Annotated in this window: 16 protein-coding genes; 6 read left to right on the top strand and 10 right to left on the bottom strand. The window is 66.0% G+C overall.

The genetic code is table 11. The features are described from left to right. Window positions 1-81: 81 nt before the first annotated feature. Together GOACH_RS01595 and GOACH_RS01590 are read right to left on the bottom strand one after the other, a co-directional pair. Window positions 82-1032, bottom strand: a complete 951-nt coding sequence (locus GOACH_RS01595) for an SGNH/GDSL hydrolase family protein (RefSeq protein WP_005169451.1) — start codon at window positions 1030-1032, stop codon at window positions 82-84. After that, complete coding sequence (locus GOACH_RS01590; RefSeq protein ID WP_005169449.1) at window positions 1029-2531, bottom strand: PucR family transcriptional regulator; 1503 nt, start codon at window positions 2529-2531, stop codon at window positions 1029-1031. Before GOACH_RS01590 ends, GOACH_RS01595 begins: the two co-directional genes overlap by 4 nt. 104 nt (window positions 2532-2635) lie before the next feature. Here GOACH_RS01590 and gabT point away from each other — a divergent pair, with 104 nt between their 5' ends. From gabT to GOACH_RS01575, 3 genes are read left to right on the top strand one after another with little or no spacing between them, the layout of a single operon-like run. Then, a complete protein-coding gene (gabT, locus tag GOACH_RS01585) occupies window positions 2636-4015 on the top strand; it encodes a 4-aminobutyrate--2-oxoglutarate transaminase (protein ID WP_005169446.1) in 1380 nt (459 codons plus the stop codon). A 46-nt stretch (window positions 4016-4061) separates the two neighbouring features. After that, the gene (locus tag GOACH_RS01580; RefSeq protein ID WP_005169442.1) at window positions 4062-6008 is read left to right on the top strand and encodes a primary-amine oxidase; all 1947 of its coding nucleotides are present in this window, start codon (window positions 4062-4064) and stop codon (window positions 6006-6008) included. After that, window positions 5986-7455 carry an NAD-dependent succinate-semialdehyde dehydrogenase gene (locus tag GOACH_RS01575; RefSeq protein WP_005169438.1) on the top strand — a complete coding sequence of 490 codons (1470 nt, stop codon included), beginning with the start codon at window positions 5986-5988 and terminating at the stop codon, window positions 7453-7455. The genes GOACH_RS01580 and GOACH_RS01575 overlap by 23 nt, the downstream gene beginning before the upstream one ends. 116 nt (window positions 7456-7571) lie before the next feature. Here the strand turns inward: GOACH_RS01575 and GOACH_RS01570 are convergent, their stop codons facing one another. Next, window positions 7572-8195 (bottom strand): TetR/AcrR family transcriptional regulator, encoded by a 624-nt coding sequence (locus tag GOACH_RS01570; protein WP_005169437.1) that lies wholly within the window; start codon window positions 8193-8195, stop codon window positions 7572-7574. Between the two features lie 137 nt (window positions 8196-8332). Between GOACH_RS01570 and GOACH_RS01565 the strand changes: the two genes are divergently transcribed. Further along, window positions 8333-9313, top strand: a complete 981-nt coding sequence (locus tag GOACH_RS01565) for an oxygenase MpaB family protein (RefSeq protein ID WP_005169435.1) — start codon at window positions 8333-8335, stop codon at window positions 9311-9313. A 96-nt stretch (window positions 9314-9409) separates the two neighbouring features. Here the strand turns inward: GOACH_RS01565 and GOACH_RS01560 are convergent, their stop codons facing one another. From GOACH_RS01560 to GOACH_RS01550, 3 genes are all read right to left on the bottom strand, one after another. Further along, complete coding sequence (locus GOACH_RS01560; RefSeq protein WP_005169434.1) at window positions 9410-10573, bottom strand: acyl-CoA dehydrogenase; 1164 nt, start codon at window positions 10571-10573, stop codon at window positions 9410-9412. A gap of 106 nt (window positions 10574-10679) precedes the next feature. Continuing rightward, window positions 10680-11207, bottom strand: a complete 528-nt coding sequence (locus GOACH_RS01555; protein ID WP_005169433.1) for a DUF6328 family protein — start codon at window positions 11205-11207, stop codon at window positions 10680-10682. 18 nt (window positions 11208-11225) lie between these two features. After that, entirely contained in the window at window positions 11226-11903 is a 678-nt protein-coding gene (locus tag GOACH_RS01550; RefSeq protein ID WP_005169432.1) for a TetR/AcrR family transcriptional regulator, read from the bottom strand. A gap of 142 nt (window positions 11904-12045) precedes the next feature. Between GOACH_RS01550 and GOACH_RS01545 the strand changes: the two genes are divergently transcribed. Continuing rightward, a complete protein-coding gene (locus GOACH_RS01545; protein ID WP_005169431.1) occupies window positions 12046-12627 on the top strand; it encodes a hypothetical protein in 582 nt (193 codons plus the stop codon). A gap of 3 nt (window positions 12628-12630) precedes the next feature. Here GOACH_RS01545 and GOACH_RS01540 read toward each other — a convergent pair whose 3' ends face one another. Further along, a complete protein-coding gene (locus GOACH_RS01540; protein WP_040517602.1) occupies window positions 12631-14325 on the bottom strand; it encodes an AMP-binding protein in 1695 nt (564 codons plus the stop codon). 156 nt (window positions 14326-14481) lie between these two features. Between GOACH_RS01540 and GOACH_RS01535 the strand changes: the two genes are divergently transcribed. Then, on the top strand, window positions 14482-16539 hold the full coding sequence (locus GOACH_RS01535; RefSeq protein WP_005169429.1) for an acyl-CoA dehydrogenase family protein: 2058 nt from the start codon (window positions 14482-14484) through the stop codon (window positions 16537-16539). A gap of 12 nt (window positions 16540-16551) precedes the next feature. On the opposite strand, the gene mce1N is transcribed toward GOACH_RS01535, so the two are convergent. The 3 genes from mce1N to GOACH_RS01520 are packed head-to-tail and all read right to left on the bottom strand — an operon-like array spanning window position 16552 to window position 18831. Further along, a complete protein-coding gene (mce1N, locus tag GOACH_RS01530; protein ID WP_005169428.1) occupies window positions 16552-17265 on the bottom strand; it encodes a transport-regulating membrane protein Mce1N in 714 nt (237 codons plus the stop codon). Further along, window positions 17262-17873, bottom strand: a complete 612-nt coding sequence (locus tag GOACH_RS01525; RefSeq protein WP_005169427.1) for a hypothetical protein — start codon at window positions 17871-17873, stop codon at window positions 17262-17264. The genes mce1N and GOACH_RS01525 overlap by 4 nt, the downstream gene beginning before the upstream one ends. After that, window positions 17860-18831, bottom strand: coding sequence for a DUF998 domain-containing protein (locus GOACH_RS01520; RefSeq protein WP_005169425.1), 972 nt, complete (start codon window positions 18829-18831; stop codon window positions 17860-17862). The genes GOACH_RS01525 and GOACH_RS01520 overlap by 14 nt, the downstream gene beginning before the upstream one ends. Window positions 18832-18981: the final 150 nt, after the last annotated feature.

The raw sequence follows: 18981 nt of genomic DNA, 5'->3' as shown, positions 1-18981 counted from the left end.
AGCTGGCGCCGAGTACAAGAAGTCACCGTTGCCGGGCTCGCGACCGTCTCCCAGGTGTGGTCGCTCCCCCACCGTCGCAGTTCACCGGCCGAGCGCCGCGCCCACCTGATCGGCGATGGCCTGGTGTCCCGCAGCGTTGGGGTGCACCGTGATTGGCGCCGACGACCCGACCTGAGGTTCGATCCACCGAACGCTCGCGGACTCGCACGCATCGTGCCCCTCGGAGACCGCCGACATGTCGACATATGTCCCGCCCGTGGCACGCGCGGCTCTGGCGATCACGTCGTTGAGCGTCGCCTGCAGGTCGCGGACGTATCCGACATCTCCGGCAGCCACGCGCATCGTCGGGTAGCAGCCCGTCGTGGCGGGCAGAATCCACGGATACCCGACGACCAGCACGCGCGCACGCGGCGCACGTTGCGTCACGGCGCGTACTGCCTTGACCACATCGGGATAGGTGCGCTCGCGAACCCGATCGACGAACGAGCTGCCGTAGCGCGCTCGGCACGGTGAACCCGTCGGATCGTCGGCCGCGACCTCTCCGCAGTCACGGATGGTTCCCGAGAAGATGTCGCCGTCGTTGCCGCCGATCATGAGAGTCACGATCCGCGTCCCGCTGCCGAGAGCATCGAGTTGGGGTCCGACGCCGAAGTATTGTGCGGCAAAGAAATCCGACGTCGTCGCGCCGGCGCAACTGACGTCGTCGAGCGCGAGCCCACGACGCTGAGCCAGCACATGGGCGAAGTTCGACGACGACCGCTGACACTGCAGCGGTGAATCCTCGACCAGGGGCCGCACTCCGGTTCCGGCACTGTAGCTGTCGCCGAGATTGACATAGGCGGTGCCGCTACGGTTCGCGGGGCTGTCGGCAGTTGCGTCGGGGCTCTCGGCGGGCATTTCGGAACTGTCGGCGACTGTGCCGGAGCCCTCGACGCGATCGCCAGTGCCGTCGGTGCACGCGGTCGCCGCGACTGCCAGCGCGACGAGCAAGGCCACGAGGACAACGACTTTCGACAATCGGGCGTCTGTCATGTGCTCTCACTCAGCAGGGTCAGCAGTAGTTCGGCGCGGGTGCGGGCGTCGGCGAGGTCGACGGCGAGCATGTCCTCGATCCGCTCGATGCGGCCGCGCAGGGTGTGCCGGTGCACTCCGAGCGCGCTGGCGGCCACGCCCCAGTTGCCGTTGGCCTCGAGGTAGGCGAGCAGGCTTTCCTGCAGATGCCCCGCATTGGCCGCGTCGAACGCGACGAGTGGTGTGATTCTTTCGGTGTAGCTGTCGCGCAATACTTCTCGCACGGTGTCGCTGGCGAGTAGCGACCGGAGATCATAGAGGTCGAGAAGCTGGCCTGCCGCGGCCGAGCGGCACGAGAGCCTGGCCTGGCGCACCGAGTCGGCGAGGTCGTCGACCACGACCGCAGGCCCCAGCCCGCCACGCACGGCGGCAGTGGAGCTGAGCATGCCGAGCAGGCCCGTGGCGAACTGCACATGATCGTCGCCGCGGATCAGCCCGACGACCTCGTCGTCGCGCCGGTGCACGAACACCGGTCGCCACCGGTGCTCGAACTCGACGGCAAGGCGTCGTGCACCGTCTCGCGCTCCATCGGCACTCTCGAAGCGGAACACCACTGCACGAACCCGGCCATGCGGATCGGCTGCGCGGAGCAGTATCTCGCGGGACCGCTCACCCATGTGTCGATCCATGGCGAGCGCGAGCACCTCACCCTGCAGCTCGCCGACATCCCGTCGAACCTGTTGCGGCTTGGCGTACTCGATGACGAGCAGTGACACAGCGTGGCCGATCAGCATGCGGCCGACGTCATCGAGGGGGCTCGACCCGATCACTCCGAGATGTCCGAACGTCGTTGTCCCGGAACCGACTCGCGCCACCGTCAGCACCGAGTCGTCGGTTACGCGAACGGCACCCGCCGAAGCCGGGTCGCGCATCACGACGCCGCGGAGCTGGTCGAGCTCCGTGGGGGTGGCGGGCCCCGGTGCGTAGGCAACCGGGGCGTGCCCGGCATCGAGTAGGGTCACCCGCTGCCCGACGGCGTCGGCGAGTTCACGCAGCAGACCCTTCGCGCCGGACGCGGTTGCAGCCCTGGTCATTCGCGGTTGCGCACGTGTTGCCGACACCAGCCGCGCCGACCGCTGCGCAGCGATCTGGTCGAGAACCGCGCGGGTGATCGCAGAGAACGGTATGGCGAGGGGCACCTCGAACAGCGGGAGACCGACCTCGTCGGCAGCGGCGAGCAGGCCCCCGGGCACCTCGTCGAATCCGAGACCGACGCCGAATCCGATCGCCGCGGCACCGACGGCGTCGAGGCTACGCACGAACTCGTGCTGGGCAGCCTCGTCGTCGGCGTCGAGCCGCAGACCGGTGGTGAGCAACACCTCGCCTCCCTGGAGCCAGTCGGCGGTGGCGACGAGTTCTGAGCTCACCGCGCAGTCGAGGTCGCGGTCGAGGCCGTCGGCCCCGGCACGCAGCGAGAGTTCGAGCCGTCGCTGGGCCATCAGCCATCGAACCGTGGTCACTGCACCACCGTAACCGCGGATTGGACATTGTGGCACCACAACGCGGCAACGATGTACAAGTTGTCAGGTCCGCAGGTGGGTGCGGCAGGCGAACACTGGTGTCCATGACCACAGCAACCGACATCGTCTACCGGCTGCCCCAGGAGCGGAAGCTGGTCAGCGAACTTCCCGGCCCACGCTCGATGGAGATCGGAGCACGCCGCCTGGCCTCCGTCGCTGCGGGCGTCGGCTCCAGTGTCCCCGTGTTCGCGGCCGACGCCGACGGCGGTGTGATCGTCGACGTCGACGGCAACTCGCTCATCGACCTCGGCTCCGGCATCGCGGTCACATCCGTGGGCGCGAGCAACGCAGCCGTTGCCGCCGCCGTCGCCGAGCAAGCCGCTCACTTCACGCACACCTGCTTCATGGTGACGCCGTACGAGGGTTACGTTGCGGTCGCCGAGAAGCTCAACGAGCTCACGCCCGGCGACTTCGAGAAGCGCACCGTGCTGTTCAATTCGGGTGCAGAAGCCGTCGAGAACGCCGTCAAGATCGCGCGACTGTCGACGCGCCGCAATGCGGTCATCACGTTCGACCACGCCTACCACGGCCGCACCAACCTGACGATGGCGATGACGGCGAAGAGCATGCCGTACAAGCGCAACTTCGGACCGTTCGCGCCCGAGGTGTACCGGATGCCGATGAGCTACCCCTACCGAGACGAACTCGGCAGCGACGGCGTCGCCGCGGCCAAGCGTGCGATCTCGATGATCGAGAAGCAGGTCGGCGCCGAGACCACCGCAGCGATTGTCATCGAGCCCATCCAGGGCGAGGGCGGATTCATCGTTCCCGCACCGGGATTCCTGTCGACGTTGGCCGAGTGGTGCACCGCGCATCGCGTGCTGTTCATCGCCGACGAGGTCCAGGCCGGATTCGCCCGTACGGGAACATGGTTCGCGTGTGAGCAGGAGGGTGTCGAACCCGACCTCATCACGATGGCGAAGGGCATTGCCGGTGGAATGCCGTTGTCGGCGGTCACCGGTCGCGCCGACATCATGGACACGGTGCACGGCGGCGGACTCGGTGGCACGTACGGCGGCAATCCCGTCGCGTGTGCGGCGGCGTTGGCAGCCATCGAGCAGATGGAATCGCTCGATCTGTGTGCCCGCGCCCGGCACATCGAGACCATCGTCACCGAAGCACTGTCCGTCACCAAGGACGAGCTCGACGGTGCCGGTCTGCCGGTCATCGGCGACATTCGCGGCCGCGGCGCGATGATCGCCGTCGAACTGGTCACGCCTGCCGAGGACGGAACAGCAACGCGCGACCCCAACCCCGACCTGACTGCCGCCGTCGCGAAAACAGCTCTCGCACAGGGTGTCGTCGCGTTGACATGCGGCACCTACGGCAACGTGCTACGCCTGTTGCCACCGCTGGTCATTGGCGACGACCTGTTGCGCGATGGCCTGGCGGTGCTGTGTCAGGCGCTCAAGGACAACGCCTGAACGCTGTGCCCCAATCGGTTGTCGCCCTACGTTAAGGAGCTCTGCCATGCATCCCCTCGATCCACTCAGCGCCGAAGAATTCCGTTCCGTCACCGCGATACTCGGCGCCGAGCAGGGTGTCGGTGACGGCTGGCGCTACGCGTCGATCGAACTCGCCGAACCGAGCAAGAGTGAACTCGCCGCGTACGACGCCGACGGCACTGCACCGCCGCGTCGCGCCGTGGTTGTCTGCTTCAACAGTGGCGAGAACACCACCTACAAGTCGTTCGTGTCGATCTCGGGAGGCAGCGTCGAGTCGTTCGAGCTGATCCCCGACGTTCAGGCGAACTTCACCGTCGACGAGTTCGAGGAGTGCGACCGCGTCCTGCGCGCACATCCCGACGTCCAGGCGGCGCTGGCCAGGCGCGGGATCACCGATCTGGACTCGGTTTTCATGGACACCTGGACCTACGGCGGCGCGGTGATCCCCGAGGAGTACAAAGGTCGACGTCTCGGCTGGTCGGACACGTGGATTCGCAACAGCGAGGGTTCCAACCCGTACGCGAACCCCGTGTCGGGACTGCACTGCGTGATCGACGTGAACACGATGGAGCTGCTGCGGATCGAGGACACCGGCGGTTTCGAACAACCGAGCGTCATGGGCGAGTACGTCCCGCGACACATCCCGCAGCGTATTCGCGACACGTTCAACCGACCCGAGCTCAAGCCGCTGGAGATCACGCAGCCCGACGGCCCGTCGTTCACACTCGACGGCAATCAACTGACGTGGCAGAAGTGGTCGCTGCGTGTGGGATTCAATTATCGCGAGGGCATGACGCTGCACACCGTCACCTATGACGACGGCGGCAACGTCCGCAAGATCGCTCATCGTCTGTCCTTCGCGGAGATGGTGGTCCCCTATCGCGATCCCAGCGAGGACCATTACCGCCGAACGGCTTTCGATATCGGCGAGTGGGGCCTCGGCTTCATGACGACGTCGCTGGAGCTCGGCTGCGACTGCCTCGGTGAGATCCGGTATCTCGACGCCACCCTGCACAACAGCGCGGGTGAGCCCTACACGATCACCAACGCGATCTGCATCCACGAGGAAGACAACGCCGTCCTGTGGAAGCACGTCGATCACGACGCGGGCGCGGAGGTCCGTCGTATGCGTCGGCTGACGGTGAGTTTTCATGTGACCGTTGCCAATTACGAGTACCTGGTCTACTGGCGCTTCTATCAGGACGGCAACATCGAATGCGAGGTGCGCGCCACCGGCATCATGGTGACCACACCGATGCCAGAGGGCGTGACGTCGAATCCGCACGGCACCACGATCGACAACCGCACGTACGCGCCGTTCCACCAGCACTTCCTGGTTGCGCGGATGGACCTCGACATCGACGGCAGCGACAACACCGTATATGCCAGCGAAACCCTCGTCGAGCCGATGGGTCCCGACAATCCGCTCGGACTCGGCCTGGTGCAGCAGAACACGCCGCTGCGCACCGAGTCGGAGGGCATGCAGGATCCGAACTTCGCGACGCAGAAGTCGTGGAAGATCGCCAATCCCAACAAGACAACGGCCCTCGGCCTGAACCCGGCGTACAAGCTGGTGCCCACGGGCGCGTTCCCCGCGATGTTCGACCCGGCGTCGCCGATCTTCCAGCGCGCCACCGTCATGGGTCATACCCTCTGGGTGACACCTAATCATCCAGACGAGCGCTGGCCCGCGGGTGAATTCGTCAACCAGTCCGAACGCGACACCGGTCTCGGCGTCTGGACCAAAGCCAATCGGCCGATCGAGAACACCGACGTCGTCCTCTGGTACACGTTCGGTATCCATCACATCACGCGGCCGGAGGACTGGCCGGTGATGCCGGCCGACACCGTGTCGTTCTGGCTCAAGCCGTTCGGCTTCTTCGACCGTAACCCCTCTCTCGACGTCGAGGCTTCGCCCCCGACCCACTGCCATCACGAAGGGAATTCGCATGACCAGCACTCAGGTGCTTGACCCACAGGCCGTGCTCGACGGAGTACCCACCGGTCTCTGGATCGACGGCCGGGAGGTCGAGGCCAAGGGCGGCAAGACATTCGACGTCATCAATCCGGCCACCGAGGAATCGCTGGTGTCGGTTGCCGACGCGAGCGTCGACGATGCCGTGCACGCGCTCGACCGTGCCGTCGCCGTCGCCGACTCATGGGCCGCCACCCCGGCCCGTGAGCGCGGTGAAATCCTGCGTCGCGCTTTCGAACTGGTTGCCGATCGAGCCGACAGCCTCGCGATGCTCATGACACTCGAGCTCGGTCGGGCACTGCCCGACAGCCTCTCGGAAACGAAGTACGGCAACGAATTCCTGCGCTGGTTCGCCGAGGAGGCCGTCCGGATCGACGGCCGCTGCACACAGTCTCCCGGCGGGACAGGTCGAATCCTGGTGAGCCACGGGCCCGTCGGACCGTCGCTGGCGATCACGCCGTGGAACTTCCCACTCGCCATGGGAACCCGAAAGATCGGCCCCGCGCTGGCCGCGGGCAACGTGATGCTGGTCAAACCGGCCCACGAGACCCCGCTGACAATGCTCGCCCTGGCCGAGATCTTCGCCGAGGCAGGCCTGCCTGCAGGCGTGCTGTCCGTGCTGCCAACCATCGATGCGCGCGGTGTCGCGTCGGCGATCATCACCGACGACCGCATTCGTAAGATCAGCTTCACCGGCTCGACACCGGTCGGCCGCAACCTCATGGCCCAGGCGGCGGAACGCGTGCAGCGCACGTCGATGGAACTCGGCGGCAACGCCCCGTTCCTCGTGTTCGACGATGCGGACGTCGACAAGGCAGTCGAGGGCGCATTCCTTGCAAAGATGCGCAACGGCGGCGAGGCGTGCACCGCCGCGAACCGCTTCCTGGTGCAGTCCGGGGTTGCCGAGGAGTTCACCGACAAGCTGATCGAGAAGATGTCGGCTGTGCGGCTCGGACCAGGCTACGAGGAGGGCGTCACGCTCGGTCCGCTCGTCACCGCGGCACAGCGCGGCAAGGTCGCCGCCGCAGTGGATTCCGCTGTTGCACACGGCGGCCGCGTCCGGCTGGGCGGCAAGATCCCCGACGGTAAGGGCTACTTCTACCCGGCGACGGTCGTCGATCAGGTCGACGCATACGCACCGGTCACCCGCGACGAGATCTTCGGTCCCGTCGCGGTGGTGAGCACGTTCGAGTCGGAGGACGAGGCGATCGCAGCAGCCAACTCGACCGAGTACGGCCTGGCCGGCTACTTCTTCACCCGCGACCTCGACCGCAGCATGCGCGTGGCGTCGAAGCTCGACGTCGGGATGGTCGGGGTCAACCGTGGCGTGATCTCCGACGTCGCGGCCCCCTTCGGCGGCGTGAAGCAGTCGGGCATCGGCCGCGAGGGCGGCTCCGAGGGCATCGAGGAGTACCTGACGGTCAAGTACGTCGCGCTCAGCTGAGGTCACCTCAACATCGTGCGTGACGTCGGCATCCCTGTGCCGCGGGCGATGAAAAACTTCCGCGACGCAGCGAAGACACAGCACGCGAACCTTCAGTTCCAACCCGCCTACGCCGGTTAGGCTCCGCGCAACGCTCGGTAGACAGCAGCGCCGACGACACCGCCGAGCGACTCCGGAGTCCAGGTGTCGTCGGCCAGCAGCGTACGCACTGCCCCCTCCCCCGCAGATACCCACAACTCCACCAGTGCAGGCAGTTTGGTCTGCGCGTCGTCGATCCCCCATGCCGACAACGTGGGCTCAAGCAGGCGTGTACATCTCGCGACCATCGCAGCCCTGCCTGAACCTGCGAGGTCCGCCACGACCGGATCGGGATGACCGAACACCAGTCGCCACGCCTGCGGACGATCGACGACGACGTGCAGCATCGCACTGAATCCCTCGACGAAGACGTCCTCGCCCGCATTGACCGTGCGCTCGTGCACCGCTTCGGAAAGCCGTGCGTCGAGATATCGCTCCTCGCGCCGGAGCAAGGCGTCGACCAGGTCCGCACGACTGGCGAAGCACGAGTAGACGACCGGACGCGTGACGTCGAGCCGCTCAGCAACCGACGCGATCGTCACGCCGGCGATACCCTGTGCGGCCGCGATGTCAAGCGCTGCGTCGAGAATTTGTGGTCGACGCCGCTCGGGCCCCAAGTGCTCGGCCCGGTGCCGTCGTGACGACGAAGCGGGAGCGTTCATTCGTCCACCGTATCTGGCGACCAACGCGGTCTGACATCTTCCTACGCAACTGTAGATTCTATTCCTACACCTATGTATATTTCGGGGCGTCTGCATTCGACGGCGGACCGTCGAGCCGTCCACACACGAGGAGCACCGTGACCGCCACCGCACCGATCCATGACACCTCACCCGGGACCGCTGCGCGTCCGCCTCGGCGTGCACTCACCGACAGCGGCTGGCCGTTCGACCCCGCTCGCCGTCGTGAGAACTACGGGTTCTTCGGACCTGATTCCCCGACCTGGCGAGTCTGGTCGTCGCCCACCTCTCTGATCGCCTTCCAGCGGTCGGTGGTACTCGAGCATTTCGACCCATTCCTCACCGCTGCCGTGGCCGATCAGGCAGGCATCTACACCGATCCGCGCGGCAGGCTCGACAGCACGCTGTCGTACTTCCTGATCGTGGCGCTCGCCGACGGGCGATCGGCGGTCGAGGCGTCGGATCTGCTGACGCGAGTTCACGCACGCGCAACCGGTATCGAACCGATCAGCGGAAAGCGTTACAGCGCGAACAATCCCGATTCACAACTGTGGATTCACCTGACCGGCTGGCATTCGGTACTCAAGTGCTACGAAATGTACGGGCCGGGGCCGTTGACGCCCACCGAGGAGCGACGATACTGGGCCGAATGCGCTGTCGCCGCGCAGTTGCAGACCTTCGACCCAGCAGCCGTTCCGGCCGACCGCGACGGCATTCACGACTACTTCGCGGCAGTCCGTCCACGGCTGTGCACGTCGGAGCGTGCCCGACGCGGAATGCACTACCTTCTGCGAACACCGTTGTCGCAGAGCAATGCTCAGTTCGCAGTACTGAGCAATTTCACGGCGCCGGCCGTCATCGCCACCCTGCCACGGTGGATGCGTGAACTCGGTGACATGGACCAGCCGAGCATCGTCGACGTCGCCTATCGGCCGCTGGTGCAGCAGGCGATCCGGATTGCCGCCAGACCACACGTCACGCTCGCGGCCCTGCGCTCTCTCCCGATGACACGCGCGGTGTACGCACAGCATTTCCGCGGCATGCCGCCGCTGACGGAGTCCACGGTCACCCCGCAGGAGGCACGCGCGCGGCTGACGTGAGCACACCTGCTTCGCGACGACGACGCCCCCGCTCGGGTTCGCGGACCGAGCGGGGGCGTCGTCGTGAATTATGTTGTGCCTACGAGTGATCGGGCGTCAGCGCAGCAGAGCGCGGCTCATCACGACGCGCTGGATCTGATTGGTGCCCTCATAGATCTGGGTGATCTTGGCGTCGCGCATCATGCGCTCGACCGGGAAGTCGCGCGTGTAGCCCGCGCCGCCGAACAGTTGCACGGCGTCGGTGGTCACCTGCATCGCGACGTCGGACGCGAAGCACTTCGACGCCGAGCTGATGAAGCCGAGGTTCTTCTCGCCCCGCTCGGCGCGCGCCGCCGAGGTGTAGACCATGAGGCGTGCGGCCTCGAGGTTCATCGCCATGTCGGCGATCATGAACTCGACACCCTGGAACGAGCTGATCGGCTTACCGAACTGCTTGCGCTCCTTGACATATGCGATTGCAGCGTCGAGTGCGCCCTGCGCGATACCGACGGCCTGCGCGCCGATTGTCGGGCGGGTGTGGTCGAGGGTCTGCAGCGCGGTCTTGAAGCCGGTGCCCTCCTCGCCGATGATGCGGTCGGCCGGGATGGTGCAGTCCTCGAAGTACAGTTCCGCCGTCGGCGACCCCTTGATGCCCAGCTTCTTCTCGAGCGGACCGACGGTGAAGCCGGGATCGTCCTTGTGCACCATGAACGCCGAGATTCCGTTGGCGCCCTTCTCCGGGTCGGTCACAGCCATCACGGTGTACCAGGTGGACTTGCCGCCGTTGGTGATCCAACACTTGGTGCCGTTGATGACCCAGTTGTCGCCCTCCTTGCGGGCGCGGGTCTTCATCGACGCGGCGTCGGAGCCCGCCTCACGCTCGGAGAGCGCATACGACGCCATCGCCTCGCCGGAGGCAATAGACGGCAGCACCTGCTTCTTGAGGTCCTCGGACCCGTTGAGGATGAGGCCCATCGTGCCGAGCTTGTTGACCGCCGGGATCAGCGACGCCGACGCGTCGACGCGCGCCACCTCTTCGATGACGATGCACGCGGCGATCGAATCGGCACCCTGGCCGTCGTACTCCTCCGGCACGTGAATGGCGTTGAAGCCGGACGCGACGAGCGCGTCGAGGGCCTCGTGCGGGAAGCGTGCGTTCTCGTCGACGTCTTTGGCGTGCGGCTCGATCTCCTTCTCGGCGAGGGCGCGGATCGCCTCACGCAGGGCGATGTGCTCCTCCGGCAGTTCGAAGACGTGGAAATCGGGATTTCCGTAACCCATGGTGGCTCCTCAGAATCTCAAGGTGAACATGCGACACTGAGTGCCAGGATACGCTCATGCGCCGATCGCTGTCGACACTCGGTGCCACGTCGGTTCGCTGTCGCGGTCACGTGTCGTGCTCCCCGCCCCCAACCTCAGCGCCGATACTAGTGCGCAGTGCGAGGGGCACGACCAGCCAGAGGATCGTGAAGAGCACGGCAACTGCGCCTCCCGCGCACACCGCCAGGATGAGCGATGACGTCGCGGCATCGAAAACGACGAGAGTCGCTCCCGAGAGCGCGATGCCGAGCAACACCAGCCCCACGTACGACAGTCGGTGCGCGGCGCCGACGATGAGACCGAGTTGGTGGCGACGGAACAACATCCGGTGCAGTGCAACCGGAGCCGCCAGCAGTATCGCCGCAGCCATCGCCGCTGAGACTGTCACCAGATACACCGCCTTCATACCGCTGTCGAGCGCCGCGAAGCCGCTCTGGAAGGGCAGCGTGAGCAGGAATCCCGTCAGGATCTGCACTCCCGTCTGCACCACGCGCAACTCCTGCAGCAGTCCTGACCAGTTGCGGTCGAGACGTTGCGTCGTGGTCTCCGCACGCGCGTGCTCATTCCACGCGGCGTCGTCGTTCGGGTCGACCATCAGCCCATCGTCGCACCACTAGGCCCGGTGCGCGTCCACCTCTCTCTCGACAGCGCGCGCGATCTCGTCGGCCGACGTACCCGCGCGGAACGTGATGACGGCTACCTCGGGCCGACCGGTGGCACCGAGAGCCACACGAATGCGGGTGAGGTCGCGGCGCAGGCGGTCCAGCGTCGCGCCCTCCTCCCCGCGGATCATCGATCGCAGCAGGTAGTTGTGCGCAGACGTGATCGCAGCGGCGAACGCGACGATGTCGACCGGGCGTTCGTCAGGCATTCGATCGCGGAGGAACTCCTCGAAAACCCGTTGATATCGATACGTCGTCACCAACTCCCGCTCGCGTAGCGCCGGCACCTTCGACACCACCTCCATGCGTCGAACCGCCAGGTCACGGCCAGCGTGAAAGTGCATGAACACCAGCTCCGCGGCGGCGCACACCGCGGTCGGGGCGTCGACCTCGTCGCTGTCGGCGAGTTGCCGAGCCACCTCGGTCAACAACTCCTCGTGATCGGCGAAGATCATGTCTTCTTTGGATCTGAACTGCCGGAACAGGGTTCGCCGCGAGACACCGGCTGCGGCCGCGATCTGATCGACCGTCGTCGACTCGTATCCGTTCTCGCTGAAAAGCCTGATCGACGCAGCGACGACCTGGGTTCTGAGATCGGCCGATCCGCCCTCTGTGTCACTCCGTGCCATGTTTCCAGTATCGCCGCAGCGCGGGACGTGTCGCAATCGCGTCGCCGTCGGTCATCAGAATGAGCCCGCAGCGCGGCGTCCGTCCACGAGTGCCGGTGTCCGCTACGGTGTCGACGTCGACCCAGCCCACCGAGGAGCCCCTGTGACCGTGCCAACTCCGTCAGAACCCGACACGTTCGCGCCGACGGCCGCCTTCGGTGCCACACCGCGACCTCAACCCACGGGCGTGGTCCGCACGGAGATGATCGCAGGACCGGACCTGTCCTCGCGCGTGGCCAAGTCCGTGGTGATCGGTATGAAGAGGCAGATCATCCGTCAGATTGCGGTGATCGGCGGCCTGGGCATCGTGTTTGGCGTGCTCGGCGCGGTGTTCATGGTGATCGATCCCGATTCGACGTCGAGTGCGCTGTTGAGCGTAGGACTCTTCATCACACTGATGGCCGTCCTCATTCCCTTCACGACGTACCGTCGTGTTCACGCGGTCTGGGCACGCTGCGCACCGGCGGGAACCCCGATGTCGGCCGAGTTCTCGATCGATCGCATCACCGTCGTCACCGGTGGCGTCACCACATCGATCCACGCGTCGGTGATCACCAACGTCACCCATGACGGTTGCATATTGTCAGTCAGGACAAGGCAATTCGCCGCGACGACGCTGGCCGTCGTCGACGACCTCGTACCGCCTGCCGTCAGAGCAGATCTGCTGGCCCGGTTTGCGGCCTGAGTCTCAGTCCTGGGCCTGCTTGCGTAGCTCGAACTTGAGCACCTTGCCCGTCGAGGTCCGCGGCAACTCGTCGGCGAAGACGATGTCGCGCGGAATCTTGTAGCCCGCGAGCAGCGTCCTTGCGTAGTCGATCAACTCGTCGGAGCTCAGCGACCGCCCATCCTTCAGGAGCACGTACGCGCGCGCCCGCTCTCCCCACTTCTCGTCCGGTACCCCCACCACGGCGACATCAAGCACCGCATCGTGACTCACCAGGGCCTGTTCGACCTCGATCGTCGAGATGTTCTCTCCGCCGGAGATGATGATGTCCTTCGCCCGATCGCGTAATTGGATGTAGCCGTCACTGTGCATCACACCGAGGTCGCCGGTATGAAACCATCCCCCTTCGAACGCTTCTCGTGTCGCGTCAGGGTCCTTGAAGTAGCCGGCCATGATGTTGTTGCCGCGCAACACGATTTCACCGATGGTCGTTCCATCGGCGGGAACGTCGACAAGCGGGACCACGCCCCGTTCGACGACACGCGCGGGCTCCGCCTGCACCATCCCCACACCCTGCAGCGACAGCTTCGCCGCTCGGTCGGCGGGATCGAGGTCGTCCCAGGCCTCCTGGTACTCGCAGATCGTGTACGGCCCATAGCTTTCGGTGAGCCCGTAGACGTGGACAACAGCGATGTCGAGGGCGCCGAGTGCCGCGATCACCGTCGGCGACGGCGGTGCGCCTGCTGTCGTGATGCGCAGCGGGGTGTCGAGCCGATGTGCGCGTGGTGATCCCGCAATCGTGATGAGAACCGTTGGGGCACCGCAGAGATTGGTGACGCCCAGGTCGTCGATCGCGTCCCACACCGCGTCGGCACGCACCTGCCGAAGACATACGTGCATCGCCGACGCCGCGGTAACCGCCCAGGGAGTGCACCAGCCGTTGCAGTGGAACATCGGCAGTGTCCACAGATATCTGGTGCTGCCGGTGAACTGGTTGTGATGCATTTCGCCGAGCGCGTTGAGATAGGCGCCCCGATGCGTGTACATCACCCCCTTGGGCTTGCCCGTCGTCCCCGAGGTGTAGTTGAGGCTGATCACGCGATCCTCGTCGTCGACGGTCCACGGCAGCGGCGTCGGATCGAGGTGGTCTGCACCCGCGAGAAACTCGGCGTACGAGCGCAGTCCGCCGATCCCTGATGCGTCGACGTCGCCCGGCAGCGGGCCGAACTCGGCATCGGTGATCTCGACATAGGTCGCAACCTCGGGGACCTCGTCGGCGATGGAGGCGACGGTGTGTCGGAACTCGGCGTCGAAGAACAGAGTGGTGACTCCGGCGTGATTCAGGATGTACACGAGTTCGGGCCCTGCCAGGCGTGAGTTGAGTGCGACCAGCACGCCGCCGGCGAGCGGTACCGCGAAATGCGCGACGAGCAACTCGGGCACGTTGGGTGCAAGGTAGGCGATCCGTTCGCCCGGCGCGATCGTCGACGTGAGCACGCGCGCGAGGCGCTGCACCTCGTCTCCGAGTTCTGCATACGTCATCGACCGTGCGCCATACCGGACGGCAGTGCGCTGACCGAACACCTCCACCGACCGTTGCAGGAAACGCAACGGCGTCATCTCCGAGCGGTTGGCGGTGCCGCAGTCGATACGCCCGAATTCGGCGTCGAGTTCTGCGGTAACGGCGGCGGCATCGGTGGTCGGTGACGACACAGTGATCTCCCAGGTGAGCTTCGATGGCACGCGGGTGAGGCCCGCGACATTGGCGTGCTCCTACGATATGAATCACACCACGAACCTCGCCACCCGTCACGCGAAGATCGCTTCCTCTGCGGTAATCGACACGCACGGCGTATCGGTCCGTAACGTGGAGGCATGTCGACAACCGAGAGTCCCCTGCCGCAGACATCCGACGACGCGCCCGTCGACGAGACGCGGCCCGCATCGGCAGACGACGCAGGCGCACTGTCAGACGACGAACGCGAACTGCTCGTCGACAATCTCCGTTACGTCCTCGACGGGCGCTGGCGGGCGACCCGTGACGACGTTCGACGCCGCGCCAACCGCGCCGACCTACTGCCCGACCCGTCCCGAACCCTTGAGCAGGCGCGTGCGCGCGTTCTCGACGAGATGCGCGAACTGTCCGAGGAAGGCTTTGCGGCCGCCGGTTTCGGCGCCGACCACGGCGGCACAGGCGACGTCGGAGCGTCGATCACAGCCATCGAGATGTTGGGTTACGCCGACCTCTCGCTGATGGTCAAAGCAGGCGTGCAGTGGGGACTGTGGGGAGGAGCCGTCGAAAACCTCGGCACCGCACGCCATCACGAGAAGTACGTGGCCGACACCATCAGTCTCGACCTCCTCGGCTGCTTCGCCATGACCGAGACCGGCCACGGCTCGAACGTGCAGGAGCTCGAGACAACCGCGACCTACGACGCGGCCACCAAGGAGTTCGTCATCCACTCCCCGACCCCTTCTGCGCGCAAGGACTACATCGGCGGCGCCGCCGAGCACGCCCGGATGGCGTCGGTGTTCGCTCAGCTGATCACCGCCGGCCCCGGCCAGGAACCCGAAAGCTATGGCGTGCACTGCTTCGTGGTCCCGATCCGCGACGCCGACGGCAACGACCTCCCAGGCGTGACGACGAGCGACTGCGGTTACAAAGGCGGCCTCCCGGGCGTCGACAACGGGCGCATCATGTTCGACGAGGTGCGCATCCCGAAGGACAATCTGCTCAACAGGTATGCCGATGTCGCCGACGACGGCACATACTCGTCACCGATCGAGAACCCGAACCGACGGTTCTTCACCATGCTCGGCACGCTCATCCGCGGTCGGATCACGGTTGCGGCCACAGCGGGCGCGGCGTCGCGTAAAGCACTGGCGATCGCGACACGTTACGGCCTGGTGCGCAGGCAATTCGACGCTCCCGGCGGAGACGACGAGATCGTCGTCCTCGACTATCTGGGCCACCAGCGCAAGCTGCTACCGCTGATCGCGAAGTCGTACGCGATCGCGTTCGCGCAGAACGAACTCACCGAGGAACTGCACGAGGTGCAGTCCGACACGCCTGCCGAATCGCCCGACGGCTCGGCCGATGACTCCAAGGCGGGACGCCAGCGCGAACTCGAGGCCAACGCCGCAGGACTCAAGGCATACGCCACCTGGCATGCCTCCCACGCGATCAACGTTTCTCGCGAAGCGTGCGGCGGCGCAGGCTATCTCGACGAGAACCAGATCTCCATCATCCGCGGCGACATCGACGTGTTCACCACCTTCGAGGGCGATAACACCGTCCTCACCCAGCTCATCGCCAAGGAAGTGCTGTCGGCGTACGCCGATGACGTCCAGGGCCTCTCGGCAGGCGGTTGGGTGCGGTTCATCGCGTCGATGGCTCGCGACGTCGTCGTCGAGAAAACCGCTGCGCGACAGGTGGTTCAGACCCTGCTGGAAAGCTCCGACGAAGACACCGAGAAATCGGCGCTGACCAATCGCGGAACACAGCTACGACTGTTCCGCAATCGCGAGGACCATCTGGTGCGCACCTGTGCGCAACGTCTGCGTCGGGCCACCGACGACGACAACGACGCCTTCGAGGTGTTCAACAACGCGCAGGACCACCTGCTCAAGGTCGGGCAGGCACGCACCGAACGGATCGTGTTGGAGGCCTTCGTCCAAGCCATCAACGACTGCGACTCCCGCGCTGCGGCCGAGGTCCTCGGCAAGGTGTGCGACCTGTTCGTCTACTCGGCACTCGAGGCCGACCTCGGTTGGTTCATGATGCACCGACACATCTCGGTGGAGCGCGCCAAGGCGATTCGACGTGGTGTCAACGAGCTCTGCAGCGACCTACGCCCCTACGCGGCCACGCTCGTCGACGCGTTCGGAATCCCCGACGAACTCATGCGTGCACCGATGATCGAGAACCACTGACTGGTCGTCTGGTCACTTCCCCGTTTCCCGAGGACGAACACCGAGGCGCGCCGCGAGGTGCGCCTCGGTGAGTTCCTGACGGAATCGGTCGACGTCGCGCGCCCACGCCTGGGCGAGCTTGCCGTCGACAAGCTTCACGCCGACACCCTTGCGTCGTCGCGGAACACCCGCGAGTTCGCCGAGTGCGGGAGCGCTCTCCCACTTCTCGTGCTCGCTACCGTTGTTGGCCGGATAAACGGTCGCGATGTCGGAGAGCGGCAGCAGCGACGTGCCCTGCTGCAGTGTGGCCTCGGTCAGTTCGACGCCCACGTGTCGTCGTGCTGCATACACCTGCACGACCGAGAACAGCGTGACGATCGCGCCGAGAATCGAGATCCACAGCCAGTGCACGCGTCCTGGGCCGACGATGTCCATTGCCAGCACAGCGCCCGCGAGCACCGGCCCGATCGCCACGACCCACCAGCTTCCACCCTGCTCGACGAACAGTGTCTCGCCCCGTTTCTCGGGCGGCGGGATCCGCGCCGCGGCGCTGTCGGCGGCTTCGGTGGACTCGTCGGTGGCTTCCGCGGATTCGTCAGGGCCGTCAGTGGCTTCCGCGGATTCGTCGGGGGCTTCGGTGGGCTCGTCGGTGGCTTCCGCGGTGCTCTCGGCAGGTTCCGCAGAGCTGTCGGTGGCTTCTACGGCACTGTCGGTGCGATCGGCGGGATCGTCAGCGGCTGGTGTCACGCAATGCCCCGCTTGTGGTTCTGCTTGTTCCGGGCGGTCGTGGAGCCTTTGGCCGTGGAGCCCTTGGCCGTGGAGCCCTTGGTCGTCGACCCTTTGTCACCCGACCGCTTCTCCGACGGCCGGGCGTTCCCGCCGGGGCGGCTCTTGCCCGCAGTGCGGCCGCTGACCCCGGCCCTCGACTTGCCCGACGTCGACTTCTCGGGGCATTCGGGAGGGCTGCCCGCGTTGAACCAGGTATCGGCCTCGGGGCGATAAGCGAGCAGCGATCCGAACAATCCGATGACGGCGGCGAGCAGCGTGAATGCGAGTGCCGGATAGCCGAAGCTCAAGAAGACCAGCATGATCACCACGACGAGCGTGAGAGCCGCCAGCGACGAGCGCCAGCGCGCATCCCCGACGTACGCCTTGCTACCGAGGAGCACGTAGGCCACACCGACGGCGATCACGATGATCCCGATGCCGATGGGCAACAGCGTCGGTCCGGTGCCGAAGATGCCCGCCACGATGTCGACAGCTCCGAGCACTCCCAACAACACGCCGGATGCGATCCAGCACCGATACGCCCAGGTCACCATTTTCGGGCGTGTGCTTGCGTCAGGAAGGGTCACTGCTTTGCTTTCTGTCTGTCGATGGCACGCCCTGCGGCGTCGGCTCGTTCTGGTGGCTGTCGGGAGCCGCACCGTCGGATCGGCTCTCTTGTCCGGAAGGGTAGTCGCCATCGCGTGATCCCGACGGCATGCTGGCAGGATTGGCGCCCTCGTGAGGAGATGTCTGGCCGCCCCCGGACGGAGGCTGCCAGCCACGACGACGCGCCTCCTCTTCCCACGACGTCGACGACGCCGGATTCTGCGGATACGCGGTGGGCTCCGCCGGCCGCTGTGTGGATGGTTGACCGTGGGGAGGCTGGCCATAAGGGTTCTGCGTGCCGTCGTACGGAGAGGGGTACGACTGGGGCGGATACTGCTGGCTCGAATAGGGCTGGCTCGGGTACGGCTGGGGCGGATACTGCTGGGGCGGCCACGGTTGGGCAGCGGGGCGGGGTCGGCGGTATTCCGCCATAGCGCGGCAGTAGGCGTCGGACTCACGCCGCAGCAGCAGGATGGTCGCACCGAGTGCGGCGATCCCGCCGACGATCAACGGGATTCCGACCCACCACGGGTCGACTCCCGCGATCAGCGAGAAGACCATGTCGATGAGGACGAAGACGCCCATCGCGCCCAAGAGGATCCGCGCCCAGTTGTATCCCTTGCGGACGAAGAACACGAAGGTGAGGGTGATCGCGGCCAGCACGACCGCGGTGATGGCCGTCGCGGTGACGAGAAAGCCCGTCGAGGTCAGCATGTCGACCTCGCTGCGCGGTGTGTCGGCGGGGAGGTCGGCGACCCGGTGCTCCATGGCCTTGCGCAGGGTCGGGTACTGCGCGATGGCTGTCACCGTCCTGGCGATGACCACCACGATCCACAGTTCGCATGCGATGGCCACCGAGTCGGCCAGCTTCGGACGCTCGTGGGTTCCATCGGCCTGCGATGACCCGGGGTCGCGACGCGGATCAAGAAATTGCGACATACCCCAAGCGTAATGAACGCAGCTGGGTGGACGGTGAGTGCACCGGCCGCCGCGCTGAGTGAAACGAACCTATGCCAACGCGGCAGCAACCTCGGCGGCCCACCAACCCACCGCGAGAGGCCTATGCCAACGCGGCAGCGACCTCTGCTG

It is taken from the genome of Gordonia aichiensis NBRC 108223, from assembly GCF_000332975.1.
Lineage (GTDB): Bacteria > Actinomycetota > Actinomycetes > Mycobacteriales > Mycobacteriaceae > Gordonia > Gordonia aichiensis.
This window is presented reverse-complemented; position numbering and strand designations above follow the sequence as displayed.